Source organism: Rhodococcus sp. G6(2025) (assembly GCF_058628105.1).
In genome coordinates this window covers 3,661,907-3,687,402 of record NZ_CP179750.1, presented here as the reverse complement: position 1 = coordinate 3,687,402, position 25,496 = coordinate 3,661,907, and the positions used below count along the sequence as shown (strand labels likewise).

Here is a 25,496-nt window from a genome sequence, read left to right as displayed (position 1 = left end):
CGGGGTCGATACGCGAGCAAGCCGGCAGTCCGGTGAGCGGATCTCGGCCAGGTGGAGATCCCGAAAGCTGGGCGGGGTCGAATAGTCTTGGCCTTGCCCAGCGGGCACTGTCAGGCAGGTCTTCGGGTCACTGACGCGAAGTCGAGGTACTGTGCGATGGCTGCAGCCGCCATACGCACAGGTGCGGCATGCCGATGGTCGAACTTCACTTGGCTCGTCGGTCCGCTGACCGAGAGCCCTGCTTGCGCTCCGCCCAGGGAACCGATTCGCACTCCGATGCAACTGAATCCTGCCGCGCAGGTTCCGAACGCAATTCCCAGATGTCGGAGTCTGTCGGTCTCGGAGCGGAGGTCGGCGGAGGCATCATCGGACTGTGGGGCGGTTGCGAGCAAGATCTTGCCGATTGTCGACGACCGTGCGGGTATGCGGTCTCCGACCCGCGTCAGGAGGTTGGGGGCCGTCTGGCCGCCGACCTTCTCGAGATAGACCACGTCGGTGCCGTCGAGGATACCGAGATGAACGACGTGACCGGTAACAAGATGCAGCTCGCGGAGCACCGGGGCCACCACCCGGTCGAACTTGTTCTGGTGCAGCGACAGTGCTCCGAACTCGACGAGTGTGTCCCCGAGCTCGAACTCGCTGCCCCGGCGACGGAGCCAGCCCAGTCGCACCAACTGCTCGAGCATCCGACGAGTGCTCGTCCGTGGTATCCCCGTTCGGCGAGACAGGTCGGTGAGGCTCAGAGCCGGCGTGCTGCGAAAGCAGTCCAGCACCAGGGACAGCCGATCGAGGGTGGACGCGGGCGGGACGTTCTCCGTGCGTTCTCCGTGCAACATCGGCTTCTCCCTTCCCTGGCGGCAGTCGCGACCTGGAGCGCCGCCGGCCGTCCGAGACGGACAGGCACTCCCAGCACAGCTTCGGAACCGGCGCATCACCAGAGCCCCTTCCGGTGAGCGGGAACTGCCTCGTGTTCGCCCGCTGCAGGTCGAGGCCCCGTCGAACGCGAGTCGGTGCAGGCAACACGTGACGACACGCGAGGTCACCGCGATCGACCAGCGTGTCGTCCGCTGAGCGGATGCGGAAGTGGTGCACCGCCGTCTGGCGCTGACAGGGTGGCCAGGAACCCGTGGCCGAGGTCACAACGCGGACGCCTCATGGCGCCAAGTTCTGCGCATTCGGTCCGGACGCCAGGCGGGGCGCGGCCGCAAGTGGCTGCGCGCGACCTGAGCAAAGACCAGAAGGAAGGAAACCACCATGACTGCTCTGAATATCGATGAAACCGACGAGGTCCGCTACATCGACGAGGGCACACCGCCTGCTCGCTTCGCCCGGGGGTGGCACTGCCTCGGGCTGGTGGTGGACTTTCGGGACGGCGCGCCGCACTCCATCGAGGCGTTCGGCACCCGGCTCGTGGTGTTCGCCGACAGCAAGGGTGAGATCAAGATCCTCGACGCCTACTGCCGGCACATGGGCGGCGACCTGAGTCAGGGCACCGTCAAGGGCGATTCGATCGCGTGCCCGTTCCACGACTGGCGTTGGGGCGGCAACGGCAAGTGCACCGACATCCCCTACGCGCGACGGGTTCCGCCGCTGGCGCGCACTCGCGCCTGGACGACCATGGAACAGGATGAGCTGCTGTTCGTCTGGCACGACCCGGAGGGCAACCCGCCGCCGGCCGAGGTGACGATCCCGGTGATGAGGGCGCCAGGCACCGAGTGGACCGAGTGGGTGTGGAAGTCGATCGTCATCGACACCAACTGCCGCGAGATCATCGACAACGTCGTCGACATGGCGCACTTCTTCTACGTCCACTTCTCCTTCCCGACGTATTTCAAGAACATCTTCGAGGGGCACGTCGCGATCCAGGAGCAAAGCGGCGTCGGCCGTGAGGACATCACCGAATGGACGGACCCGGACGTCCCCCAACTGCTGGCACACCGGTCCCTCGCCGCCTACCACGGGCCCTCGTTCATGGTCGACGAACTGACCTACGAGTACGACAAGTTCGACGTCGAATCCATCCTCATCAATTGTCACTACCCGATCACCCCCGACAAATTCGTCCTGATGTACGGGATCACCGTCCAGAAGACCGAACATGCGCCCGCCGCGATCGCCGACCAACTGGTCGACGCGATGATCGGCTACATCGGCGTCGGTTTCGAGCAGGACATCGAGATCTGGAAGAACAAGACCCGGATCGACAACCCCCTGCTCACCAACGAGGACGGCCCCGTCTACCAGCTGCGCCGCTGGTACGAGCAGTTCTACGTGGACGTCGCGGACATCACGCCCGAGATGGTGGACCGCTTCGAGTACGAGCTCGACACCACCAAACCGGTCGAGACTTGGAAGCAGGAAGTCGCCGACAACCTCGCCCGCAGCACCGCCGCAGGCAAGCCCACCTGAGAGGAATTGTCATGCAACCGTTGGAATGCAGCACCTGCAGCACCCGGGTGATGGTGGAGAAGTTCAGCTGGCACCACACTTCCGTGCAGTGGCTGGCCGACTGCGAAACCTCCTGCGCACAGTTCCGCGTCGACGCCGTTCCGGGCCGCCAGGGGGTCCACATCAGGAACTGCTCGGCGCTGCGCGAGACGATCCGGCAGGCCGTCCTGGATGGCACGATCCCGATCCCCCCGGACTGACCACATCCCTTTACTCCCTCCGGCGATGGCCTGTCGGCCATCCGGAAAGGAATAACATGAGCGACATGACCGGGCCCGGAGGTCCGGACATCGAAGCCCGAATGCAGTTGTTGGAGAAACGAGTTCAGCTACTCGAGGACCACAACGAGATCATGCGGCTGATGCACTCCTACGGTCCGGCCGTCGACTGCGGACTTGCCGATCTCGTCGCCGGACTGTGGACCCACAACGGCGTCTATGACGTCGACACCGGCCGCATGGACGGACGCGGCCAGATCGAAGCGATGGTTCGAACAGACCCCCACCAGGGCTTCCTGCGTCAAGGCTGCGGACACGTCATGAGCCCTGCGCACATCACCGTGGACGGGGACGCCGCGGTAGCGCACTGCCACACGCAACTGATCCTGCGCCGATCCGACGGCGACGGATATCAGGTCAGCAGAGTCACGGCGAACCGGTGGGAGCTCACCCGCACCTGCGACGGCTGGAGGGTCACAACGAGGACCAGCCGCATCCTCGACGGTCAGGACGAAGCACGAAGGATATTCGCAGGAATCGCCGGTCCCCCAAGCTGATTGCGAACACCGATCACGCTCAGCGGAGAACGCCGAGGTGGCCGTGCCATGGACGCGCCCACTGACACGTTCGCCTCCCGACAGGCCTGACCCACAGATTAGGAAGGTTCTTCATGTCCAGACACCATTCCCGCATCTGCGGGATGCTTCTGCTCGCCGGCGGAGTACTGCTCGCGGAACTCGGCGGCGCCGGACTCGCCCAGGCCGAGCCCACCGCTCCTCCGGCGTCGGCCCCGCTGTTCCAGCCCGGCCCGGGCGGCAACGGCAAGACGACGCCGGGTGCGGACGCACCCCGACTGGCGAGCGTCGACAACTTCCGCGACGTGGCGGGTACCGGCGCCGGCTACCCGGCGGCACACGGCAAGACGGTCAACAGGGGGGTCTTCTACCGCTCCAACGCGATCGTGCCGAACGACGCGGACCTCGCCACCCTCGCCGGGCTCAGCCTGACCACCGCCTACGATCTGCGTGGACCCGACGAGATCACGCAGAAGCAGGACAAGCTGCCCGCCGGCGTGAACTACGTCAACATCCCGGTCATTGCGGGCAACATCGACGAATTCATCGCCAATATCCACACACCCGAGGACGCCCGCGCCGCGATGCAGGACGGGAACCGCAAGAACGTCACCGGAGCGACTGAGCGGGCCGGCTACGCCACGCTGCTCACCGGTCTCACGAACACCGGCGGGGCCCAGGTCTTCCATTGCTCCGCCGGCAAGGACCGCACCGGCTGGGTCACGTACCTGCTGCTGAGCATCGCCGGCGTGGCACCGACGACAATCATGGACGCCTACCTGCTCACCAACGAGTACACCAAGGACTCGATGATCAAGACCCTCGCCTACATCAAGCAGAGCCAGGGCGAGGCAGCCGCCGCGAAATGGGAGCCGCTGCTCGGCGTCGACAAGAGCTACCTGCAGGCCGGCATCGACCAGCTGGCCGCCGACTACGGCACCGTCGACAAGTACCTCGCAGACGGGCTCGGCCTGAGCCCGGACACCATCAACAAGCTGCGGGTCAAGCTGACCCACTGATCCGGCCACGACCGAACCCGCTTCGTCTGGGTGGCCGCCATGCCTCAACCGATACGGCTCGGGTGCAACTGATCGGCAAGCGATGGCCAGGGCACTGCTGCACGAACCGGACGTGGTCAACCGGATATCGCGCGACGCGCAGACACCATCACTGTGCATCCACTGCGACAAATGCATGCCCACGATCGTCACCGGCGCACGCTGCGTCCGCGTCGAGCGCCGCGAGCGGGAGACACACGCGACGACGGATGGGGGCCTCGCACGTGCGACCTTTCTGAAGGACGTGAGCCGCGCGATGAAACCCGGCGGATCAATCGCCAAGATTTCCTCCATGAACGGGATCGCCGGCGGCGCCGGAGTATCCACCCTACAGCGCCGGAAAATTCGCCATCCGCGGCATCACACGAAGCGCTGCAATGGAACTCGCCACGGCACAGATCGCGGGCAACTCCGTCCATCCCGGCGCCGTATCCACACCCAAGATCGGCAGCACCTCAACAGACGACCCCGCGGCGACAACAAGCTGGTCGCGACAATGCCCCTCCCCCGCTACGGCCAACCCGAGGAAGTCACCAACCTCATGCTCCTCCTCGCCAGCGACGAATCCAGCTAAGGCAGACCACAACACCCAGGCGTGCGGGTAGCATCCACCCACGCTATTGATCCGAACAGGGTAGGCCCGCCAGGGAAGTACACCTCATCGCGTGGAGACTGCCTCGGCTATGCCTTCAGCCTCAGCTATCGCCATGCACCGGCGCGACACCGACCGGGAGATCCACCATGCGGCTGTTCATCAACGCACACCATTCGGTCCCCACCGCGTGGATCGCCTGGACCGGCGATCCCGCCGGCCTCGAAGCCATCATCGATCGAGGGGCGAGTTGCCGAGTTCGTCGTGTGGGACGGCTCTCGACCTTGGCCCGGTGGCGACGTGGAGATCTGTGGGTTGACCTGCACCGTCTCGAGGCAGAGTTATCGACGACGCCGGATGCTCCGGACGACTGGGAAGCGAACTTCGTCGACATGATCGAACAGGCGGAATCAGACGGGCATCTCGACACCGAAAAGATGCTCCTGCGTATCCGGTACAAATTTCACGACGTTCCCGAAGCACGATAAACGACGACGTGCGCAAACACGGAAACCCTTTGCGCACCAATGCGATATCGAAAGTCGGTACATACGGCCATTATTTAAAACGGGTTGGTATCGGGGCAAAACCAGCACCCCGCGACGCCCGCCCCACCACCCACACCGGATAACAACCCGGGGACATGCCATCACACCAGGTCACAACACCATTACGCCCCCACACAGCACAACGGCCCGCAGGACACCGCGTCGACCTGTCGATCACACCGCCGCTCCGCCGAACGATTCCAAAACGGAAGAGGCCCACCATGACCGAGATGCAACTGCGGGGTACGGCTACTCACGAACCGCCGGAACTTCACAGCCTCCACTCACGATCTGGACCGCTTTGCGCACCCGCAGGATTCGCTACATGCTACGGACCACATCCTCGCTCCCCCCTAATACAAGGCTTTCGACACTGGTCTCCGGTCCGATCCGTAGTCACTCCTCTCGTGTCCTGGTGGACGCACCCCAAATCGGATACAACCGGGGACGTTTGCAGGCAATCGGATTCGTCGCCTGCACACCCGCCGACCACACGTTGCACTTCGTCCGCGCAACCCCGGCGACGCCCAGAGGGGCGGTCTCAGGTCCCGGCGGGCACCCAGGGGCGAGCCGGTCCGGTTCGTCGAAAACCAGGTCCCGATTTCGGCCCACCGTCGTCAGAAGGGCGTTCAGCGCCTCCACGTCGGGGCGCACCCTCTTCGAGCAACTCGCCGACACCCTGCCCCACATCCGACGACTGAGCTGAGCGGCTCTCACCTTCCCCGCGATGGATCGTGGCCCCGACAGAGAAGATGGTCAGGAAATGTCGCCGTAGGATGTCGAGAACCCGCGCGCGGCTGCGTCCCCGGAGTGAAACGGCCACAATGGGCCGCACCGCACCAAGGAGAACATGATGGCCAAGTACCTGCTGCTAAAGCACTACCGTGGCGCGCCGGCATCGGTCAACGACGTGCCCATGGACCAGTGGACACCGGAGGAAATCTCCGCCCACGTGCAGTACATGAACGACTTCGCCGCTCGGCTCGAAAGCACCGGCGAGTTCGTCGACAGTCAGGCACTCTCCCCGGAGGGCACGTTCGTCCGCTACGACGGCGAGGGGCGACCGCCGATCACCGACGGCCCGTTCGCGGAGACCAAGGACCTGATCGCCGGCTGGATGGTGATCGACGTCGAGACCCACGAGCGGGCACTCGAACTGGCCGGCGAACTGTCCGCAGCCCCAGGTGCGGACGGGAAACCGATCCACGAATGGCTCGAGATGCGTCCATTCCTGGCAGCCCCTCCGACCGTCACGGAGTGCGGTTTTCACCACGGGTGATGACATGATGTCCCCCGATCCGCTGATCGCAGTGCCGAGGGCAGCTCGAACAAGGCCGACTGTCTAGTTCGTGGGCAAGAGTGGGCCAGAGTCGGCGACACTGCGGATGCACAGGATGAGCCGGAGGGCGTTCACCCCTTCTCGGGGTTGGTGCCTCCCTCCGGCTTTCTCTTGCGAGGCGCTCGCCGGCCATCCGTTTCTTCAGCTCCCGGCGGGCGCGTTGTTTCGGCGTCTCCTCAGGGTTCGGGTTGCTCGTCGACGGGCGGGAAGTGCACGCGCCCCAGCTTGACGTCCGGGTGCACGACCAGCTCGGGCCGCCCGTTGTCGTCGGTGAACAGTCCGATCTTGAACCTCTTCAGCTTCGGTATGACCCGCAGCTGGACGATCCGCCGGCCGATGCTCCCGTCCGGGCGACGGTAACGCCCCTCACCGGCCGAGATCACCTCGAACCGCATCCCCCGCGGCAGCAGGTGTGCGGTGTCGGCGCAAGGGACGCGGTGCCAGCGATCGCCGAGATCAGTCGTTTGCGTGCAGAGCGGCGTTCAATTCCACGCCGGTGCCCTTCCACGGCACGACCTCGACGGCTCCCGACACGGAGTTGCGACGGAACAGCAGGTTGGACTGGCCGTTGAGTTCCTTGGCCTTCACGACGGTGCCGTCCGGCCCGGTGACCTTGGTGCCCGCGGTCACGTACAGGCCGGCCTCGAGGACGCAGTCGTCACCGAGCGAGATGCCCAGACCGGCGTTCGCGCCGAGCAGGCAGCGCTTGCCGACGGAGATGGTCTCCTTGCCGCCACCGGACAGGGTGCCCATGATCGAGGCGCCGCCGCCCACGTCGGATCCGTCATCGACGATCACGCCCGCGGAGATACGGCCTTCGACCATGGAGTTGCCGAGCGTGCCGGCGTTGAAGTTGACGAAGCCCTCGTGCATCACGGTGGTGCCGCTGGCCAGGTGCGCGCCGAGGCGCACGCGGTCGGCGTCGGCGATGCGGACGCCGGACGGGACGACGTAGTCGACCATGCGCGGGAACTTGTCGACACCGAACACGGTGACCACACCGCGGATGCGCAGACGCGACCGCACCTTCTCGAAGCCCTCGACCGCGCAGGGACCGAAGTTGGTCCACACCACGTTGGACAGCAAGCCGAACAGACCGTCGAGGTTGACGCCGTGCGGGGTCACGAGGCGATGCGAGAGGAGGTGAAGGCGCAGGTAGGCGTCGTGTGCGTCGGCCGGCGGCGCCGACAGGTCGGCGATGGTGGTGCGCACCACGACCTGGTCGACCTCACGCGCCTCGTCGGGTCCGGCGAGGAGTGCCAGATCGGAGGGGATGTCGCCACCCTCGATCCGCACGGTGCCCGCGCTGTCGAAGTTTCCCAGCTCGGGCGCCGGGAACCAGGTGTCGAGGACCGTGCCGCCGACGGTCACGTTGGCGATGCCTACTGCTGATGCTCCCTGTGTGCTCACGGAACAAGAAACTACGCGTGCCGGCGCCGCAACGCGTAGCAGTGCCGGTCCACGATCGACAGGCCAACTCGCCCGACCGCCTCGTGCAATTCGCCGACCACCCCCGGTCAGGGCCTCGCCCGGGTCGGCGGGTTTGCCAACCAGGTGGCAGAACTCGCCGCGCTGCGGTGCCCACTGCTCACCGGTGAGCAACGACGGACCCTCACTGCGACAGATGTCGGACACGGATCAAGATCAACGGCAATCAGACAACCTCGATACCGCAGCGGGCACTACCGCAGCTCCCACCATCGATCGTCAACAGCCCGTCATTCGACATGGGCGTGTCTCACAACGATGGCGGTGTAGGTTCCGCGGATCGGTGTCACTTCGCGGATCTCCGACCTGCACGTTCTCACCGTAGTGTCGGTGCGTGATTCTCACGAACTTGTCGAAATCCTCAGCCCGGTCGCTATCCCGTATGGCGATCGATGACAGGTCAGTGATGGCCCGTTTGCCCCTAATGGATCGATCGGCGGGGGTGCACCGACCGCACCAGATCCCGTGGGTTGTGGTCGTGTCGGCGGTGCATCCTCGGTCGCTGTTGGGGGTGATCGACTCGCACCCACTGACTGGGGTTTGGGGGCAGACCGAGCGGGTACGCGAAGGCGGTGAAGGCGAACGAGCATTTGCAGGAAGGGCGCTCCGGTGCCGCGGGTGAGCAGGCCTCGGTGCTGTTCATCGCGGATCCGGGCAAACCTGCGGCTGTTGCCGAACGCATTGCGGAGTACCTGCCGGAACGCCTGCGCAGCTCTGACCGGGTCGGGCGCCGGTGGACGACGTGCGTACGCCGCAAACCGTACCTGCCCGACGAGCAAGCAGACTTCGCTGATGTCATCGACACAGTCGATCCGTCCTCCGAAGCGGAGGACATCGTCGTGTACCTCACCGATCTGCCGCGACGCGAGGACACCCTGCCCGTGGTGGCCGAAGTCAGCGCCGACCACAAATTCGCGCTCATCTCCGTCGCCGGAGTGGGCGGCGTCAACATCGAGCGCCGCGTCCGCACCGTCACCGAACTCGCGATCGCCCGCATCCTCGGGGAACCGGAACTCAAGCCCCCCGGCGGGGCGCGACGGTTCCCGTCTGCGCAGATTGAGGACGGCATCCGGTACTTCGCGCCCGAGGGACTGCGGCGACTGCGACTGCTGTCGGGGATGGTGCGGGCCAACCGGCCGTGGCGACTGGTCACCGGACTGTCGAAGGTGCTCGTCGGCGCCTTCGCCACGGGTGCGATCGCGCTGGCCACCAACACGATCTGGTTGTTCGCCGACACGATGGGCCCATGGCGTATGAGTGCGGCGACGGTCCTGTCGATCGTGGCGATGATTCTGTGGCTGATCCTCGATCACGAACTGTGGGAGCGGCCGAAGTCGCCGACCGAGCGCGGTCGTTCGGCGCTGTACAACACCGCGACCGTGGCCACCCTGGTCATCGGCGTCGTCGTGCTGCACGTGGCCCTGTTCGGCCTGCTGCTGTTCACCGCGTGCCTCACTCTTCCCCCGGAACTGCTGTCCCGTGTTCTCGGGCACGCGGTGAACTTCTCCGATTACCTGACGCTCACCTGGTTGCTGGCGTCCATCGCGACCATCGGTGGGGCGCTCGGGTCGGGTCTCGAGGACGACGCCGCCGTCAAGGAGGCGGCGTACGGGGTCCGGCAGCGGCAACGTCTCGAGGAGACGCGACAACCGTCGAACGAGGCGGGATGATCGTGGTCGGCGAAGCGTGCGCGACGCAGCCCTGGTGATTCATCGGGGATGTCCCTAGATGCACGGGTGCCAGATTGCGTCCTCGACCGGTGGGCCGCCCGGTCCAGGTTTGTTTTTCTCCGGCGCCCCGCGGGACTGTCACTTACTCGGTCAATTCCTCAGCCCTGTTGCCGGGTTCGCTGGTGGGCGGTGAGCAGAAGGTGGTCGAACCGGGTCCGTAGGTCCGGAGCGGGTTCGCACTCGGCGAATCCGGCGACGAGTTGTTCGGCGATCGTGCGGAGTCGGGTGTTGGTCTGCTGGGAGCACCAGGTGAGAACGTCGAAGGCGCGGTCGGCGGGAATCCCGTAGACCAGCACCAGTGAGCCCTTGGCCTGTTCGGTTACCGCCGGTGCCTCGGCAAGTTCGGCGACCACCGCGTCGACTTCGGGTACACGACGTTCGTCCGCCGATCTGCCGCCTTCGCCTTGCCCGGTCTCGCCGAATGGCATTTCACCGGTGATGCAGCCCTTCAGCTGGTACACGATCCGTACGGTGCCGGCCGCTCGACGGTGGCCCTCGAGCATCGATCGCGTCCTTGCCGACGGAGTACACGTGGACCACAGTTGAGCGCCAAATGCGCTGCTGGAAAGCTATTGCGGAAGTGTCGATAACGGAGATTGTGTCAATTAAGGCGTTCTCTTGCTCCTCAGAGCGCGAGTAGTCGCTGGAAGAATTCGCGGTAGCGCTTGAGTGCGATACGAAGATCCTCCGTGGAGCCCTCTTCGCCTCGAGCCCACTGCTCCTCGAGCCGCGAACGCGCCTCCGAGAAGCCGGTCGTGAGCCGGTCGACGACGTCCGACACGAGACCATCCGCCTTTTGAACGCACTCTCTGGGATCATCGACGAATCCCGCCTGAACCTCGTCCCAACGCGAGCGGAGGACCGATAGCTCGTCCTCAGCGAAAAGCGATTGCCGGGACGATGATTCGGTTGCCGTGGTCGATGAGTGGGTCCCCTCAGCCGACGGGGCAGTCCCCGCAGTGGAGGAGCCGGTTGTCCCGGCCGAGGACACAGTCTCGCCCGAACCGGCGGTCTCGGTCGACGAGCCGGTTGTCCCGGTTGAGGTCACGGTCTCGCCCGAACCGGCGGTCTCGGTCGACGATTCGACCCCCCTGGTCGAGCCGATGCCCTCGGGTTGCTGATCCTGGGTGGTCATGCGCGCGCCTCCTTTGGCTTGTCTTTGTTCTCATCCGTCTCGAGCAATTTCTCGAAGAGTGCCCGGTAGTGCACAAAAGCCTCGCGCTGTTCCTCGGTGCCGACGCCGCCCTGCTCCTGCGCTAGATAGATGCCGTGCGCAGTTCGGTAGTTTTCGACGACCTTCGGATGGTCGACCGAAATGTCGGCCGCCCGCTGATCGAAGTCGTCGATCGGGTAGCCGCGCTCGCGCATGACCTGGATCACGAGCCGGTCCGCAGCGCCCACCGCGCTCGACGGATTGTCGACGAACTCGATCTGCACCGTCCGCCACGAGTCGGCGTACTTCGCTTGCGCCTCGGGCGTCAACGGCACGATATCGAGCTTCTCCCGCTTTCGTTCGCGCGCGGCGAGCTCGTCTTCCGCGGCGTCTAGGTTGCCGACCTCTCCCACAGTTCGCTCGTATTCGGGACCAAACCGTCCCCTCAGCCGGTCCGTCCGCTGACGACTGCTGACCGAGCGTGCGACGATGATCGCCAGTACGGCGATCACGACGATGGCCGCAATCAGGATCCATCCCCAAACAGGCATTTTCTTCAGACCTCCTCGTCCTTAAGACGGAATACCCGACCGGCTCGTTCGGAAACGGCGATTGCGCTGTGCACCCCGCCGGTCGGCGAGAATCGGTGCGGCGACCCCGGCAAGAGAACGCGACGGCTCCCGCTCCCGTCAAGGCGGGACGCACACCCGCCACAGCGCCGCGGGCGGTGATCGAGTCAGCTCGATAGCCGACCGCGACGTAGAGCTCGTCGCCTGCTTGGGGTCGCGGATAAGTCTGTGTTGCAACGTCGTTGACACATCACGCTGATTTCGTCCACAGTGGTCCCATGAGCGAAGTCACGGACACGGGTGTGGTCAGGACCGCAGTCCAGGTCGACGGTGAAGCGGCCAGCTACCTGACCGTCGAGCAAGACGGTCCGGTGGTGTTGCTGCTGCACGGAACGTACTGGAGTCGGGTCTGGTTTCCGGTGCTGGGCCGCCTCGCCAAGGCGGGGCTACGGCCCATTGCGGTCGATCTCCCCGGACTGGGGCATTCGGCAGGCGAGCTCACCCTGGAAACGGCCACGGTCCCGGCCCTCGCGGATTGGGTGGTGCGATTCGCCTCGGCGCTGAAAATTTCCGGGCCGACCGCCGTGGCAGGTCATGACATCGGCGGCGCCATCGCTCAGCATCTCCTTGTTCACGATCGTCTGAAGGTGTCCCGGCTGGCGTTGGTCAACTCAGTCACCTACGACTCCTGGCCAGCGCCCCATGTCGCCCGATTCCGGGGCCCAGGGGTGGCCGCGGGGACCACCGCTGACGACGTTCTCACCGCCCGCCGACAAGCGGTGACGGCGGCACTGGGCGGTGCCGCCACCGAGCGGCGAATCGCGGACTATCTGGATCCGTGGACGACTTCGCGGGTGCGCCGATCCTGGATCGCTCTCGCGGGTGCGGCCGACAGCCGCTTCACCCTCGATCTCCTTCCCGCGCTGCGACAATCCATGACACCGAAGCTGCTGATCTGGGGTGAGGACGACCCCTTCGAGACGGTGGAGTACGCCGAGCGGTTCGTCTCGGAGATCCCGCACACCGTGCTCATCCGCATCCCAGATGCGGGGCACATCCCCACGGAAAACGCACCCCACCAGATCGCCTGCGCGCTCATCGACTTCTTCACGGCCTAGCTGGCGAACTCCGTCAGCGGCATCAGGCCGCTAGCGGAGAAGCTCGACCGCCAGCACGCGACCTTGCAGAACGAGCCCGTCGCGGACACAGGCCCCGGAAATGCCGTGGTGACCTCCGTCGCATAGCGACTGCACGCGCGCGGACCCTTCGGCACGGGAGAATCACTGTCATGCACGCCCGCCGCCGTCGCCGTCTCGGTCACCTCGCCGCTGTCCTCGCAGTCCTGCTGCTCGCTCTCGTGGCCGCCGCCTGCGCACCCTCCACCAACCAACCCGCGGGACCGGCCACGCCGCCGCCGGGACCGGAGATCACCGTGTCCCCGGCCGACGGCGCCCCCGCGGTCAACCCCACGGACCCGGTAGCGGTGAGCACCACCGGTGGCACCCTCGAGACGGTCACCATGACCAACGACGAGGGCCGGCTGGTCGAGGGCATCTTCACCCCCGATCGCCTGTCCTGGAAACCGGGCGTGCCCCTCGGCTATGGCCGCACCTACACCCTCGCGGTCATCGCGGTCGGCGACCAGGGTGTCCGGAGCGAGAAGACCAGCACGTTCTCCACGGTCACCCCCGGGAACCAGACCAAACCCACCTTCGTCACCAGCGGCGGGAACCTGCTCGCCGACGGCGGCACCTTCGGTATCGGCATCGTCATCGTCACCCATTTCGACGAACCGATCACCGACCGCGTCGCCGCCGAGAAGGCCCTGCACGTGGAGACCACACCCCCGGTCACCGGCTCCTGGTACTGGGCCGACGACCAGAACGTGCACTGGCGACCGGAGAACTATTGGACACCCGGCACCCGGGTCACCGTCCGCGCCAACGTCTACGGCATCGCGCTCGGCGAAGGCCTCTTCGGCCAGGAGGACGCGACCACCTCGTTCACCATCGGTGACGCCCACATCTCCGTCGCCGACGACACCACCAAACAGGTCACCGTCACCGACAACGGGCAGGTAGTCCGGACGATGCCGACGTCGATGGGCCGGGGCGGCACCGAAGTCGTGGGCGGGCAGACCCTCTCGTTCTGGACTCAACCGGGCATCTACACCGTCATCGACAAGGCCAACCCGGTCATCATGGATTCGTCCACCTACGGGCTTCCGGTGAACTCCCGCCTCGGGTACAAGGAATCGATCAACTACGCCACCCGCATCAGTAACGACGGAATCTACCTCCACGAACTCGCCGATACCATCTGGGCGCAGGGCAACACCAACGTCTCGCACGGCTGCCTGAACCTGAGCCCCGACAACGCCCGCTGGCTTTACGACTTCTCCGTGCCCGGCGACATCGTCGAGGTCCGCAACACCGGTGGGGCCCCGCTCGAGCTGTGGCAGAACGGCGACTGGTCCGTGCCGTGGGAGCAATGGCAGGCCGGCAGCGCCCTGACCTGACACGGGAATCGGGACATCGTGTTCGCCGCGGAGGCGACCATTCACTCTGCAGACGCGGTGTGAATCGCGTTCGACGTACGCGCCGTCCGTGAGAATCGGATCGGCTGCTCCGCGGGATATAGCAGCGGATCTCTCGACAGATGCAGTCGCCCCCACCTGCGGTGAGACCTGGCCCCTGTTCACAGGAGCCATCGCTGTCCCGACACCCACCGAGCTACCGTTTTGCCGGACACCGGTCCGGGGTACGTGGTGACAGGGTCTTGCTCGAGGTGGTGATTACTGTGCCCGATTCCTACGCCGACGTCGTCGAACGGCTGTGCGGCGAATTCGACGGCCGGGTGCCACTGCAGAGGGTGACGCAGATCGTGCGCCAGTGCTGCCGCGAAACGAGAGGCTCGGACTCCCCGGCCGACCCGAATCCACCCGGACTCGAAGGCCTCGCCAGACAACGACTGCTCGCCGTTTCGACAGGCGAAAGGACCGACAGCGAAGGCGAAGTGTCCTGATGTCGGCCCGGGGTCGGCACACCGGGTGTCTTCACGCCTGTCAGCGCGGAGCTGCAGACGCACCGAAACCCCGCAGCCGTAACCCCCGCCCCGAATCACCCACCCCTGGACGACTCATCCTTGCAGGCTCGGCGCCCCCACACGGGATACTGGAAAGCAACGGCTCCACCCCCGCGCAGGGACTCGCCGAAGGAGAGATCAACGGTGTTCGAGAAATTCAGCGACCAAGCACGCCGCGCCGTGGTCCTCGCCTCCGACGCGGCCCGCACCCACCACCACAACCACGTCGGCACCGAACACCTCCTCACCGGTATCCTCGCCGCCGGCGACCCCACCGCTGCCACCCTCACCTCCTGGGGGATCACCAGCCCCCACATCGACAGCGCCCTCGACGAGATTCCCGCTTACCCGAACAGCGACAGCGAATGTGCCGGGCCTCCCCTCACTCCGACCCTGAGAAAGGCCCTCGAACACAGCCTGCGAGAAGCCTCGCTTCTCGGACACGACATCATCGGCACCGAACACCTCCTGCTCGCCCTCCTCGCCGACCCCACCTCCACCGGCACCCAAATCCTCACCCACCTCGCCGACATCAGCACGCACGAGATGCGCGACCGCCTCCGGCACCAACTCACCGAACACCCACAACCCCACGAATAGATCCGCACCCCAGCGAAGTCCCTCCGCCCCTCCCGACTCCACGGGCGACCCCACCTCGTCGGTGCGCCGGCGTACACCAGCGGTCCGGTCAGATCTTCGGTGGCAGCGGTTGCGGCATTGTCGTTGATCGCCGAAATGCCGTTCTGCGCCGCCGCCTTGGAGGTATAGCCCTGACCGGCCGCGATGACCTCGCCGTTCGCCGACTTCAAATGAAACCGGAACTGGCCGGCGGCGTCTTGAACAGCTCGAACTTCGCAGACATGGCGCCCCTCCTCCACGGACGTCCACTGCGATCGCGAAACCGCACAACACCGTAAACCGCCCGATCAGCCCTCGGCAGCCGACCACATCGATTTCCCGCTCGATCTCGCGGAGGCCGACGAGTAGACCTCCCGTCTCGCGGACGCCGTCAATCCGGCGAGGTTGGGACGCGGTCCGGAACCAGAGGCCACCGGTGGCACCCCGCTGAGGTCACCCGACGCTCACCCGAATGCGCAGCGGCAGCGCTCAATCATGCACCGGGCCCGGCGCGGGAAGTCGGTGTGCGTATCGCCGTCGAGCCACTCCCCGAGCACCTCGAGGGCGGTTAACCACCACCCCATCTCGTCGACACCGTCCTGCCGGCTGCCGCAGACCTGGGTGAAGACCAGCACCGACCCGGCGCGGCCATCGTCGGCGATCTCCCACCGCACCGCGGTGTCCGCGGTTCTGTACTCGAGTAACCTTGGCGGGTCGGCGCGCGGTGCCACCTGCGCCAGGCGAGGAGGACATCGCACACTCGTCAGCGCCCGCCACACCTCCGAGCGAGCGTGATCCAGATGGCGTTCCAGGCGCAGGCGGTAACGCCCGTCCTCATCGACCGTGACAACATCGGTCACGAGAGTATTCCTCCGGCGCCCCGACCTTCGGTTCGACACTTCCAGGTTCACGCGGCCACCGTTGGCGGCGGGCAGTCGGGACCACCGCGACGGGCAGTCGACCATCCACGCACATCCGGCACTCGCGTAGCAGTCCTGACATTCGGGTACCCCACCTCCCCCAGACACAACCGCGCAGGTACTGCCTACGCGGGGAAATGTCCGTGGCTCCCCGGACCCCGATAATCCGCTCGGAGCAATCCGGTGTGTCCTGCTCACCGCGGTCTACGCGGCCGTCGCCGCACTCACGCTGTCCACCGGATGCACAAGCGACAGCCCACACGCCCGATGAGCCGTCCACCTCCACGGCCGCACCAGCGACAACCACAGCTCTGACATCCTCGTACGACGAGCGGCAGTGCACATCCTCGACGCGATCGTGCGCGACGACTTCGCCGCGGCCACCACCGATTTCGACGAGCCGATGCGGCAGACATTAACCCCGAGCTGGGCCGGCTACCTGGAACAGTTCGGCACGTACCAACGACACGAGGTTCCGCAGCAGGCGAGCTCGGCGATCTCACCGTTGTCCGGGTGCCTCTCCAACTCGAGTACAGTCGCGGCTGGCGGCTTCCCCCTGCAACGTGAGCGCGGCATGTGTGGTCGTATCGAGTCGAAGCCGTCGGTGTGGGTGCTTTGTGAATCATCACCGCGGCGACCACCCGGGCCAGTTCCGGATCGGCCACCCCGCCGGTGCGGGCGATGAGTGTGGTGCGGGTGGTGGCCACCGGTCCTCGTGCTGGTCGGTGATCAGGTTCTTGGTGACGATGATGTCGGTGCCGCCCATCTGGCGGAACGACTCCAGGCAGACTTCGCAGTCCAACCGGTTCCCGACCTGCACCGGCCGATGCAGAATCAGCTGCTGATCGGTGTGCATCATCTGGCTCAGGTCGTAGCCGACCAGGACCCGCACGAACAACTCCTCGATCGCGAGCGATACGAGGATGCTGACGAACGTGACCGGCCCCAAATCATGTCGCCGGCTCGTTGAGCCGTGCCCAGCTGCCGTTCAGGGCGAACTGTGCTGTCCCGGTATTTACCCCTCCGGGAACTGGTCTACCCATATGCCTGGGTCAAGTGCCGGCTGGAGCCACCGAAATGCGCGCGAAAGAAGCTGACCTGCTTTGCGAAACGGGCGGTATCGATGTGGCGGTTACGGTTCCTCGTGAAGGGTATTCGGGTGAGCATGAGTAGCTCGCGCGGATTGAAGGTCGTCGTGATCGGTGCGACCGGCAATGTGGGAACCAGTGTCATCGATGCGCTCAGCCGCGAACCGGCGATTGCAGAGATCATCGGCGTCGCGCGACGCCCGAGCAGCTGGAACCCATCGCACACCACGTTCCTCACCGCGGACGCAGCGCACGACAACATGAACGAGGTGGTGCGCGGCGCGGATGTCACGGTCCATCTCGCGTGGTTGTTCCAGCCCACCCATCGGTCGCAGGACACATGGAACAACAATGTCCTCGGCGCGATCCGGGTCTTCGAAGCAGCGGCGGAGGAGTCGGTCCCGCCCGTCGTCTATGCGTCCTCGGTGGCCGCGTACTCCCCCGGACCCTCGGATGAGAAGGTCGACGAAAGGTGGCCGACCCATGGCTGGCCCGGAGCCGCCTACCCCAGGGAAAAGGCGTACCTCGAGCGGTGGCTCGATACGTACGAAACCCGGCATCCGAGCATCCGTGTAGTGCGGATACGCCCCGGATTCATCTTCAAACGAGAATCAGCGACGTCGCAACGCCGATTGTTCCTCGGCCCGCTGCTCCCCCGCCGACTCGTGCATCCGGACCGGATTCCACTGGTGCCTTTCGTGGACGACTTGCGGGTGCAGGTGCTCCACACCGAGGACGCAGCCTCCGCATACGCGGCAGCGGTGGTGAACCCGGTACACGGCGCGTTCAATCTGGCCGCCGAGCCACCCGTGGACGGTGCGTTCCTCGCAAAAGCCTTCGGTGCCCGCCGTGTGCGAGTCGCCCCCTTCATCGTCCGCTCCGCCGTGGCGGTGGGCTGGCACCTCCACGTCATCCCCGCCTCGCCGGGACTGTTCGAGACGGCCCTGCACATCCCGCTGATGGACTGCTCTCGAGCTCGTGACGAGTTGAACTGGACACCTCGACATTCACCCCATGAGACGCTCCGCGAGTTCCTGCTCGGAGTTCACGACGGAGCAGGACTACCCACACCGCCCCTGAATCCGGACACCACGGCGAACCGGGTACGGGAATTCGCGACAGGTGTAGGGCAGCGCGCCTGAAACCGCCCACATATCGGGCGGATCAGGTTGGCCCCAGGACTCTCCCATCCTCCCGCGCCAGAACTCGACCGCGGTCTCTTCAACATCATGATGACATCGGACGAACGGAAGTACCTCGACGGTACGGGGGTCGGTATAAGGCTGGCGAGCACCAGAAGTTGGCACCGAAGTCCGCACGAGGGGAAGCGCTGTCGCGGACGGTGAATCGAGTTGTGGGTGGGGCGACCGGTCATTCGCGTTGGCCGCCGAACGATGTGATCGTCGCGTTGTCAACAGCTCGCCCCGGACTTCCTCATCTCCGATGACATTGCGAAGCCTCACACGTTGTGGATGATGCACGCATCATCCGGCTGACAGAAGCTGAGTGTCAGAAGTGACCGAGATTGCCCTGACCAATGGGTAGTACAAATTGATCATCGCACTCACCTTCCGTGAAAGGGCCGACCAGGCGGGAGGCTGCTGATCCCCGTCGGATTTCGAGTACCGTCCCGCCGGGGAATACACGGGACCACCCGGGTCCCAATGAGGTTGGGCTGCAGTGCCGCCACACGTGGTCACGGTCGGGCGCTCTCGGTGCTCGTGACCACATCCACACGGCTCTGGAGGGGCGGGCGCGGACCTAATCTTGGTTCAAGGTGGCCGTCTGGCTGACGGCGCAGACCAGACGACGTTCGGCACCGTGAACCCGCGATCGATCACAGCGGAGCTGACCGGTGTCAACGGACACGAGGAAGCCCGGGCCGACAGACATGAGATCTCCGGATCTGTGGACATCAAAATTCCGGATGTGTGGTCGTTGAAGACCGGTGGCGGGTGTCCCGACCTTTCGTCTACAGCGCCTAGAACCCGTCCACCTGACCTGATCGTTCAGGGTGTCTGCACGCGCGGCACGCGCGCGTCGACGGGCATGCGCCTGTCGCGCCAGTAGACTCAGTCACCGGTTTGGCCGTCTCACGGACTACCGGATCGAATCGTCAACTCCCCCGGAAACCTATTCGCCCCACGTGTCGCTGTGAACCTGGTCGGGGATACTGCCGGAGCCTGCCGTCAGCCCGCCCCAGGGCGGTCGCCGGGATGGCGAAGGCGGGGTCGAAGAACAGGAAGCTGAGCAGGATCGCGGGGCGGGTCGCCTCACCCACCGAAGCACCGGGCCAGCAGGGTCAGTTGTGGGTTCCGCAAGCGCCGCAGTCCACGGAACGACCGGCGGAGGATCTCTTTCGGCGAGGACGGCGAGCGAGTTCGCTCGGTCCAGAGCCGGACCAGCGAATTCGACGTCGATGCGCCGGTGGGGCCCGGCCCGGGTATGCGCCTCGGCGTTGCGGGCCTCGACACGGTGCAGATCCTCGACCACCCGATCGGCGAGCATGGCCCGCAGGATCACCGCGGCGGCGTTGAACAGGTCCGGCTCACCGGTGCGGCCAACTGCTGCGAGGGCAACCCGACCGGCCACCGCCGCACCGGTGGAGAGGTGCAAGGGGGAAGCACCCAAATACAGGTCAGATCAGGTCTCGAATCCTGCGGAAGTCCCGTATCCGTATTCGGCATGTCGGCGTCGAAGGCGAAGTCGTGCCAGCGGAGCGCGTCGAGGAGGGCCCGCTCGCCGAAGCGATCGGGCTGACGCTCGGTGGCCTCACTCCATCCGGAGATTTTCTGCGAGAAGTTGCGTACCATGGGCGTCCACGCCCCGCCCGGGGCAGTGCCTCCTCCTTCTCCCCCTGTTTTCGCCTGAGCGGCGCGCATAATGGCGCCCGGTTCGGGGTATCTCACCCGCACGCTGCCCGCGGCTCGACGGCCGACCGCGAGCGGCCAGACCCTCGAGCGGTTCCCCCCTTCCGCTCTGGGGCCGCCACCGCCGCGCGCGGGCCGAGGGCGAGGCCCCGCACCTGTCGCCGGAACGCGCGCGGCCCCGGCAGGAGAATGAAACTACTTGCGGCCCCAGGTCCTCTCCTGGACCGCGTTGTCGACGCTTGCAGCAACGGTTTGCCTTCGTCGTCCTCGCCCGGAGCTACGGGACATCACGGCGCGGGGGGACAGTACGCTGGCTACCGCTTGGACGGAAGACCCGTCCCAGCCCCCGTGGGTATCGACCCGCGCGCGGTGGTCGGGCCCGGTCCCGGCCGGACCGCCCGTGCAACTCCCCCGCTACCGATGCGCTACGAGTGGGCGTGGATTCAGAACAGGTGTTGGGCGGTGAGCCGCAACTGGTGGGCAGCTTCCGGTCCTCCTGGACGGGCAGCGGTGGGAATGGTCCACTGCCGTCGCCCAGATGCACGGCTACTAACCCGGCGAGGTGGCGCCGACCACCGAACTGCTGCTCTCCCACAAGCATCCCGATCACCCGCGCGTCGCCCTGGTCCTGGACCTGGACCTGGACCTGATGATCAACGACGCCGAACCGTTCAACAGCAAACACCGGATCATCGACACGACCGGCACGATTCACCAGGTCGTGTCGCCGGCGACCGCCTGCACGACGACACCGGTCAAGTGATCGGCGCGACGGGTTCTACATCGATATCACCGACTCCTCCCGCAGCGACGTCAAAGACTCGGTCGACGAAGCAGTCGCCGAAATCGCCCAATCACGGTCGGTGATCGAGCAAGCCAATGGTGCGCTGATGCGGATCTACGGCATCCCCGTAGACCGGGCGTACAAAGTGCTGACCTGGTGATCCCAGGAAACCAACACCCGACTCCGCACCATCGCCGAACAACTCGTCGCCGGGTTCAGCAAGTGCGACCCCGACACCGAGCTACGTGCCCGATTCGAACACCTGCTGCTCACCGCCCACCAGCGCGCCCTGCTACCGGAATAGATGACCGTCCTGCGGGGCTGGGTAGTCAACGCGCAGTACCTGAACCGAGTCACGACCGGTCAAGCACCGATCCTGTCAACCGCTTTCCCGGATCCAGCATCGAACTCACCTGGATTCGATTGTGACGCGTTCCCCAATAATAGACACCGAAAAGGCCGGTCCGACGGTCTCGCTGGAACGATGGTCACTATTCGGGAGGAACCCCAGCTGCCTCGCCGCCCCTCTTGGCAGCCGCAGTCTTCCTTGCGGGAGTCTTGGCGGCCGGCGTCTCGGACCGGGCCGGTTTGGCGACAGCAGCCTTCCGCACAGGAACCTTGGCCGCAGCCTTCTTCGCGGGCGCCGTCTCGGACCGGGCCGGTTTGGCGACAGCAGCCTTCTTCGCGGGTACCTTGGCCGCAGCCTTCTTCACGGGCGCCCTGGCCGCAGCCTTCTTCGCAGGCGCCCTGGCCGCAGCCTTCTTCGCGGGCGCCGTCTCGGACCGGGCCGGTTTGGCGGCACCAGCCTTCTTCGCAGGTACCTTGGCCGCAGCCTTCTTCGCGGGCACCACCTCAGACGGCGCCGATTCGGCAATTGCCTTGGAGCCTCCCTTGGCGGGCGCCGTCTCAGACCGGCTCGGTTTGGCGGCACCAGCCTTCTTCGCAGGTACCTTGGCCGCAGCCTTCTTCGCGGTCGGCGCCTCGGATGTGATCGGCTCCGACTCGGGTTCGGTAGTGAGCTGGGGTTCCACCTCGAGTCCGGCTCTGGCTTCCTCAGATGTTTGCGTCCGTCGCCGCAGCTTGCTGCTCGTAAAGGACCAGGCGCCCTCACCCGCGTCCCGAAGAACCCCGACTGCATTTCTGGCGGCGCGCGCGGCACCGCTGATAACGTTCATTGCCAACTCCGCTTGCCTTCCGCAGTCACGGCCGCCGACGCACGGGCGGCCTTCTCGGACGTATCCATCACCGCACAGACTAATCGTGAATGTGAGTCAATGAGCGACCGGCAGAGTGTGCGGTGCATGTCGGCAAATAGTGCGACTGACACAGATCGCCATTTTGGCACCAAACTGCATGCACCCGTTGATGCTTCGTTCTCACCCACCATCTCCCCTTCACGCCTGTCGCCCCCGAGCCCGGCTCGGCCGAGGGCCTGTCTGAACAATGCCGGAATGTCGTTGCACAACACGACTTCCCGCACCGACCTGACGCCACCGAAGCGAGTAGTACAGCGGACGGTGTTCGAAGCCGACGACCCGTCGTACGCGGCACCATGACGATAACCTGGCACCTCATTGCCGCCGGTGACGGGACCGAGGTGACCGTCACCGCCGCTGACGTGCCACCCGGCATCGGCCAAGGGGCACGAGGCCGGGATCGCCTCCTCCCTAGCGAACCTGGCGTCGTACCTCGACGGTGCCCGCTGACCAGGTCGGCTGTGACCCGAGCCCGAGCACTCCGTCCAGCTTCTGCCTCACCTTGGCCTTGGCCTTGGCCATTGATGCCGTCCAGGGCGGGACCGCCCTGTCGGGACGGCGCAGCTCCGTTTGTTCCGGTCATGGGTCCGTGCTAGCGATGACGGGTGTGGGTGTTCGACCGCTTCCCCCGCATTCTCATTGTGGCACCCGCCGGGTGGGTTCGCCGTTCAGTGTCTGCGCTTCCCGCGCCAGCGAGACAGCCACTCTAAGGCGAGTTCCACTCACCCATCCCCACGGCCGTGGTGCCGGACACATTCCTGGTCTCACACTCATGCTGCGACGTCAATTGGTCACCCCGGGCATGTCCTGGTAGGGCCCGTACGCCGCGCATCCGTCCCCATCCAAGCGTTCACACCGCGATCCTCGAGCAGCCACCAGCGTGTCGGCGGCAGTGACTCACCCAGTGGCCAGGCTAGATATTGCGGCAGCCAGCGAGCCCGCCCAGAATCAGAGGACGAGGAATTCGCTTCAGCGCGCGGTTCCGATCTAGCGGTCGAAGGTCCGCCGCCTCGGTCGGTACCGCCACAACGACGTGGGAGGACAACAATGTCCGGTCTCATCCGCAAGAGTCTCAATTCACCCGAGGAAACCCGCCCCTTCGAGGACGACATGGGCAAGCTCGAACTCGTCAACGTCCCGTCCGGCGCTGTGGGGAGGGCAACCTTCCAGCCCGGCTGGAAGTGGTCCAAACACGTCAAACCCATAGCCAAGACCGACAGCTGCCAAGCCGCTCACATGGGTTACGTCATCTCGGGTCGCATGAAGATCGTTATGGACGACGGAGAGGACATGGAGTTCGGGCCGGGTGATCTCATGGTCTGCCCGCCCGGACATGACGCCTGGATCCTCGGTGATGAGCCCTGCGTGGTCATCGACTGGACCGGCGTCGCCGACTACGCCAAACGGTAGACGACTGCACCGTGTCCCGCCCACTCATCGCACGCGCGCGAGGAGGCGTGGCACGCGTCGGCGGGCGCGGTGCGCTCCATGACCGCGGCGATGGCGTCAACACATTGCGGTCTTCGCAGCCGGTCATGGGAGGCTCGTCCGGCTCGAGACGCCGGTGGCAATGTGGCGGGACAGGATGGCGTCGGAGACTCCGCTCGCCTTCTCGAGCCACCATCCCGACGTCAGCATAAAATCGACTCAGCGGCAAGGCGATTCAGCTCATGGAGCCACGGCGAACCCACTCCCGGTGGCCTTGGCCTGATACATCGCCGCGTCCGCGCGCCGGATCAGCGACTCACGGGTCCCGTCCGGACCGGCGAGTGCGATGCCGACGCTGGCGGTGAACCGAAGACCACGCCCGCCCGAACCGGGGCCGACCTGCAATTCGGTGACCCGGGTCGCGACTGCAATGGCATCCTCGACCGAACCGATCTCCGGGCACACGATGAGAAATTCGTCGCCCCCGATCCGCGCCACGGTGTCAGCGGGACGCACCACCGATTGCAGCCGTTCGGCCCACCGGATCAGGGCGTCATCGCCCACCGCGTGGCCGAGCCGGTCGTTGAGAATCTTGAACCCGTCTAGGTCGACCAGCAACACCGCAACCCCGAACTCGCTGCGGCGCGCCGCCTCCAAGGCCACATCGATCCGCCGATGCGCCAGGGCCCGGTTCGGTAGTCCGGTCAACACATCGTGCACGCTCTGATACCGCAGCCCCTCCTCCGCCTCGATACGCCGGACCGCCGCCGCCAGCACCGCGGCCACCGAGAGCAGGAACGTCACCTCGCGGTCGGAATACTCCCGGGGGCGCACACTGTGCGCGGTCAACACACCCCACACCGACCCGGCGCTTCCGATAGGGACGCACACCCCGGACCGCAGTCCCCGGGTCTTCATGGTGTCGGTGGAAAATCGGTGCTCCCCATAGCGGTCGGGGCAGATGATGGTCTCGTTGACCGCCGCCGCATATCCCGGTTGGGAAGCGGCACCAGCGGCGAAGGCCTGCAGTGCGGGTGGTTGCCCCCGGTAGGCGAGCACCCGCAACACCCCGCCCGACTCACCGGCCCGGGCGACCGCGGCGCAGTTGACCCCCATCAACGCGGCGGCCGCGTCCGCGGCGCCCGCGAGTACGTCGTGGAGGTCGCCGTCCACGGCGAGCCGACTCAGCTCGGCGAGGGCTTGTTGTTCGCGGGCCCGGTACGCCGCCGCCTCCATCGCCGTGTGCAAGCGTTGTTCGTGCTCCTGCGCCGTCCGCAGGTCCTGGGCGATGCAGGCGATCACCGCCGGACGGTGGTCCTCGGTGTGCTGGACCACGAAGATCGACACGGTCACCGGGATCGGTTCCCCGGTCACGAAATGCCGGAACTCCGACCTGCCCTCCCACTGGCCCTGCTCGAGCAGGGCCGATTCCATTTCGGGCGCCTGCACCACCCCGACGTCGGTGAAGAACTCCGGCGCCCTGCGTGCCCCGACCGCGGCCTCGTCGGCCAACCCCATCAGGTGCATGCCAGCGGGGTTGAGATAGCGCAGGCGACCGCTGTCGTAGTCCGAGATGGCGACCAGATCCGGAGCGCGTTCGATCACCGTGAGCAATAGACGAGGGTCCGCCGCTGCCGGTTCCATCCTGGCTGTCCTGTCGAGGTGTCGAGGTGTCGAGGCGATGTGTCGATGAGCAAAGCAGGTTCGAGCGTAAGCAGGAGGACCGAAGC

Annotated in this window: 23 protein-coding genes and 4 pseudogenes; 16 read left to right on the top strand and 11 right to left on the bottom strand. The window is 65.8% G+C overall.

All coding sequences use genetic code 11. The features are described from left to right. Nucleotides 1-110 precede the first annotated feature (110 nt). Complete coding sequence (locus tag ACLIVD_RS17030; RefSeq protein WP_283331729.1) at nt 111-836, bottom strand: IclR family transcriptional regulator; 726 nt, start codon at nt 834-836, stop codon at nt 111-113. 418 nt (nt 837-1,254) lie between these two features. Between ACLIVD_RS17030 and ACLIVD_RS17025 the strand changes: the two genes are divergently transcribed. The 8 genes and pseudogenes from ACLIVD_RS17025 to ACLIVD_RS16990 all read left to right on the top strand — a co-directional run bounded on the left by ACLIVD_RS17025 (nt 1,255) and on the right by ACLIVD_RS16990 (nt 6,718). Further along, the gene (locus ACLIVD_RS17025; protein WP_283331731.1) at nt 1,255-2,409 is read left to right on the top strand and encodes a 3-ketosteroid-9-alpha-monooxygenase, oxygenase component; all 1,155 of its coding nucleotides are present in this window, start codon (nt 1,255-1,257) and stop codon (nt 2,407-2,409) included. 11 nt (nt 2,410-2,420) lie between these two features. Continuing rightward, nucleotides 2,421-2,648 (top strand): hypothetical protein, encoded by a 228-nt coding sequence (locus tag ACLIVD_RS17020; RefSeq protein ID WP_283331732.1) that lies wholly within the window; start codon nt 2,421-2,423, stop codon nt 2,646-2,648. A 56-nt stretch (nt 2,649-2,704) separates the two neighbouring features. Further along, nucleotides 2,705-3,223 (top strand): nuclear transport factor 2 family protein, encoded by a 519-nt coding sequence (locus ACLIVD_RS17015; RefSeq protein WP_283331733.1) that lies wholly within the window; start codon nt 2,705-2,707, stop codon nt 3,221-3,223. 113 nt (nt 3,224-3,336) lie between these two features. Further along, nucleotides 3,337-4,260, top strand: a complete 924-nt coding sequence (locus ACLIVD_RS17010) for a tyrosine-protein phosphatase (RefSeq protein ID WP_491932743.1) — start codon at nt 3,337-3,339, stop codon at nt 4,258-4,260. A 79-nt stretch (nt 4,261-4,339) separates the two neighbouring features. Next, a pseudogene (locus ACLIVD_RS17005) lies at nt 4,340-4,477 on the top strand (NADH:flavin oxidoreductase); the annotation flags it as partial. Between the two features lie 172 nt (nt 4,478-4,649). Next, nucleotides 4,650-4,904: a hypothetical protein gene (locus ACLIVD_RS17000; RefSeq protein ID WP_491932891.1), complete on the top strand. Its 255-nt coding sequence runs from the start codon at nt 4,650-4,652 to the stop codon at nt 4,902-4,904. A gap of 136 nt (nt 4,905-5,040) precedes the next feature. After that, on the top strand, nt 5,041-5,379 hold the full coding sequence (locus ACLIVD_RS16995; protein ID WP_317567397.1) for a hypothetical protein: 339 nt from the start codon (nt 5,041-5,043) through the stop codon (nt 5,377-5,379). Nucleotides 5,380-6,292: 913 nt separating this feature from the next. Continuing rightward, complete coding sequence (locus ACLIVD_RS16990) at nt 6,293-6,718, top strand: YciI family protein (RefSeq protein WP_491932741.1); 426 nt, start codon at nt 6,293-6,295, stop codon at nt 6,716-6,718. A gap of 236 nt (nt 6,719-6,954) precedes the next feature. On the opposite strand, the gene ACLIVD_RS16985 is transcribed toward ACLIVD_RS16990, so the two are convergent. Together ACLIVD_RS16985 and dapD are read right to left on the bottom strand one after the other, a co-directional pair. Then, nucleotides 6,955-7,161: a hypothetical protein gene (locus ACLIVD_RS16985; protein ID WP_491932740.1), complete on the bottom strand. Its 207-nt coding sequence runs from the start codon at nt 7,159-7,161 to the stop codon at nt 6,955-6,957. 73 nt (nt 7,162-7,234) lie between these two features. After that, complete coding sequence (gene dapD, locus ACLIVD_RS16980; RefSeq protein WP_283331737.1) at nt 7,235-8,188, bottom strand: 2,3,4,5-tetrahydropyridine-2,6-dicarboxylate N-succinyltransferase; 954 nt, start codon at nt 8,186-8,188, stop codon at nt 7,235-7,237. Nucleotides 8,189-8,838: 650 nt separating this feature from the next. Between dapD and ACLIVD_RS16975 the strand changes: the two genes are divergently transcribed. Beyond that, nucleotides 8,839-9,936, top strand: a complete 1,098-nt coding sequence (locus ACLIVD_RS16975) for a hypothetical protein (protein WP_491932739.1) — start codon at nt 8,839-8,841, stop codon at nt 9,934-9,936. A gap of 158 nt (nt 9,937-10,094) precedes the next feature. On the opposite strand, the pseudogene ACLIVD_RS16970 reads toward ACLIVD_RS16975, so the two are convergent. The 3 genes and pseudogenes from ACLIVD_RS16970 to ACLIVD_RS16960 all read right to left on the bottom strand — a co-directional run. Further along, nucleotides 10,095-10,358, bottom strand: a pseudogene (locus ACLIVD_RS16970) (ANTAR domain-containing protein); the annotation flags it as partial. A gap of 263 nt (nt 10,359-10,621) precedes the next feature. Then, the gene (locus ACLIVD_RS16965) at nt 10,622-11,131 is read right to left on the bottom strand and encodes a hypothetical protein (RefSeq protein ID WP_491932738.1); all 510 of its coding nucleotides are present in this window, start codon (nt 11,129-11,131) and stop codon (nt 10,622-10,624) included. Continuing rightward, nucleotides 11,128-11,700, bottom strand: a complete 573-nt coding sequence (locus ACLIVD_RS16960) for a hypothetical protein (protein ID WP_280783714.1) — start codon at nt 11,698-11,700, stop codon at nt 11,128-11,130. Before ACLIVD_RS16960 ends, ACLIVD_RS16965 begins: the two co-directional genes overlap by 4 nt. Before the next feature lie 296 nt (nt 11,701-11,996). On the opposite strand from ACLIVD_RS16960, the gene ACLIVD_RS16955 reads away from it, so the two are divergent. The 4 genes from ACLIVD_RS16955 to ACLIVD_RS16940 all read left to right on the top strand — a co-directional run bounded on the left by ACLIVD_RS16955 (nt 11,997) and on the right by ACLIVD_RS16940 (nt 15,402). Continuing rightward, nucleotides 11,997-12,836, top strand: coding sequence for an alpha/beta fold hydrolase (locus ACLIVD_RS16955; RefSeq protein WP_491932737.1), 840 nt, complete (start codon nt 11,997-11,999; stop codon nt 12,834-12,836). A 170-nt stretch (nt 12,837-13,006) separates the two neighbouring features. After that, on the top strand, nt 13,007-14,236 hold the full coding sequence (locus ACLIVD_RS16950; RefSeq protein WP_283331744.1) for a L,D-transpeptidase: 1,230 nt from the start codon (nt 13,007-13,009) through the stop codon (nt 14,234-14,236). Nucleotides 14,237-14,505: 269 nt separating this feature from the next. After that, entirely contained in the window at nt 14,506-14,742 is a 237-nt protein-coding gene (locus ACLIVD_RS16945) for a hypothetical protein (protein ID WP_283354623.1), read from the top strand. Nucleotides 14,743-14,946: 204 nt separating this feature from the next. Continuing rightward, the gene (locus ACLIVD_RS16940) at nt 14,947-15,402 is read left to right on the top strand and encodes a Clp protease N-terminal domain-containing protein (protein ID WP_280783717.1); all 456 of its coding nucleotides are present in this window, start codon (nt 14,947-14,949) and stop codon (nt 15,400-15,402) included. Between the two features lie 86 nt (nt 15,403-15,488). On the opposite strand, the pseudogene ACLIVD_RS16935 reads toward ACLIVD_RS16940, so the two are convergent. The 3 genes and pseudogenes from ACLIVD_RS16935 to ACLIVD_RS16925 all read right to left on the bottom strand — a co-directional run. Further along, nucleotides 15,489-15,664, bottom strand: a pseudogene (locus tag ACLIVD_RS16935) (YegP family protein); the annotation flags it as partial. Nucleotides 15,665-15,884: 220 nt separating this feature from the next. After that, on the bottom strand, nt 15,885-16,280 hold the full coding sequence (locus ACLIVD_RS16930) for an SRPBCC family protein (RefSeq protein WP_491932736.1): 396 nt from the start codon (nt 16,278-16,280) through the stop codon (nt 15,885-15,887). A 685-nt stretch (nt 16,281-16,965) separates the two neighbouring features. Further along, complete coding sequence (locus tag ACLIVD_RS16925) at nt 16,966-17,289, bottom strand: FAS1-like dehydratase domain-containing protein (protein WP_491932735.1); 324 nt, start codon at nt 17,287-17,289, stop codon at nt 16,966-16,968. Nucleotides 17,290-17,505: 216 nt separating this feature from the next. Here ACLIVD_RS16925 and ACLIVD_RS16920 point away from each other — a divergent pair, with 216 nt between their 5' ends. Together ACLIVD_RS16920 and ACLIVD_RS16915 are read left to right on the top strand one after the other, a co-directional pair. Next, complete coding sequence (locus ACLIVD_RS16920; RefSeq protein WP_491932890.1) at nt 17,506-18,570, top strand: NAD-dependent epimerase/dehydratase family protein; 1,065 nt, start codon at nt 17,506-17,508, stop codon at nt 18,568-18,570. Between the two features lie 2,165 nt (nt 18,571-20,735). After that, a pseudogene (locus tag ACLIVD_RS16915) lies at nt 20,736-21,386 on the top strand (ANTAR domain-containing protein). Nucleotides 21,387-21,573: 187 nt separating this feature from the next. Here ACLIVD_RS16915 and ACLIVD_RS16910 read toward each other — a convergent pair. Beyond that, nucleotides 21,574-22,257 carry a nucleoid-structuring protein H-NS gene (locus tag ACLIVD_RS16910; protein ID WP_491932734.1) on the bottom strand — a complete coding sequence of 228 codons (684 nt, stop codon included), beginning with the start codon at nt 22,255-22,257 and terminating at the stop codon, nt 21,574-21,576. Between the two features lie 1,128 nt (nt 22,258-23,385). Between ACLIVD_RS16910 and ACLIVD_RS16905 the strand changes: the two genes are divergently transcribed. Next, complete coding sequence (locus ACLIVD_RS16905) at nt 23,386-23,748, top strand: cupin domain-containing protein (protein WP_283331753.1); 363 nt, start codon at nt 23,386-23,388, stop codon at nt 23,746-23,748. Nucleotides 23,749-24,006: 258 nt separating this feature from the next. On the opposite strand, the gene ACLIVD_RS16900 is transcribed toward ACLIVD_RS16905, so the two are convergent. Continuing rightward, entirely contained in the window at nt 24,007-25,410 is a 1,404-nt protein-coding gene (locus tag ACLIVD_RS16900; RefSeq protein WP_491932733.1) for a diguanylate cyclase domain-containing protein, read from the bottom strand. Nucleotides 25,411-25,496: the final 86 nt, after the last annotated feature.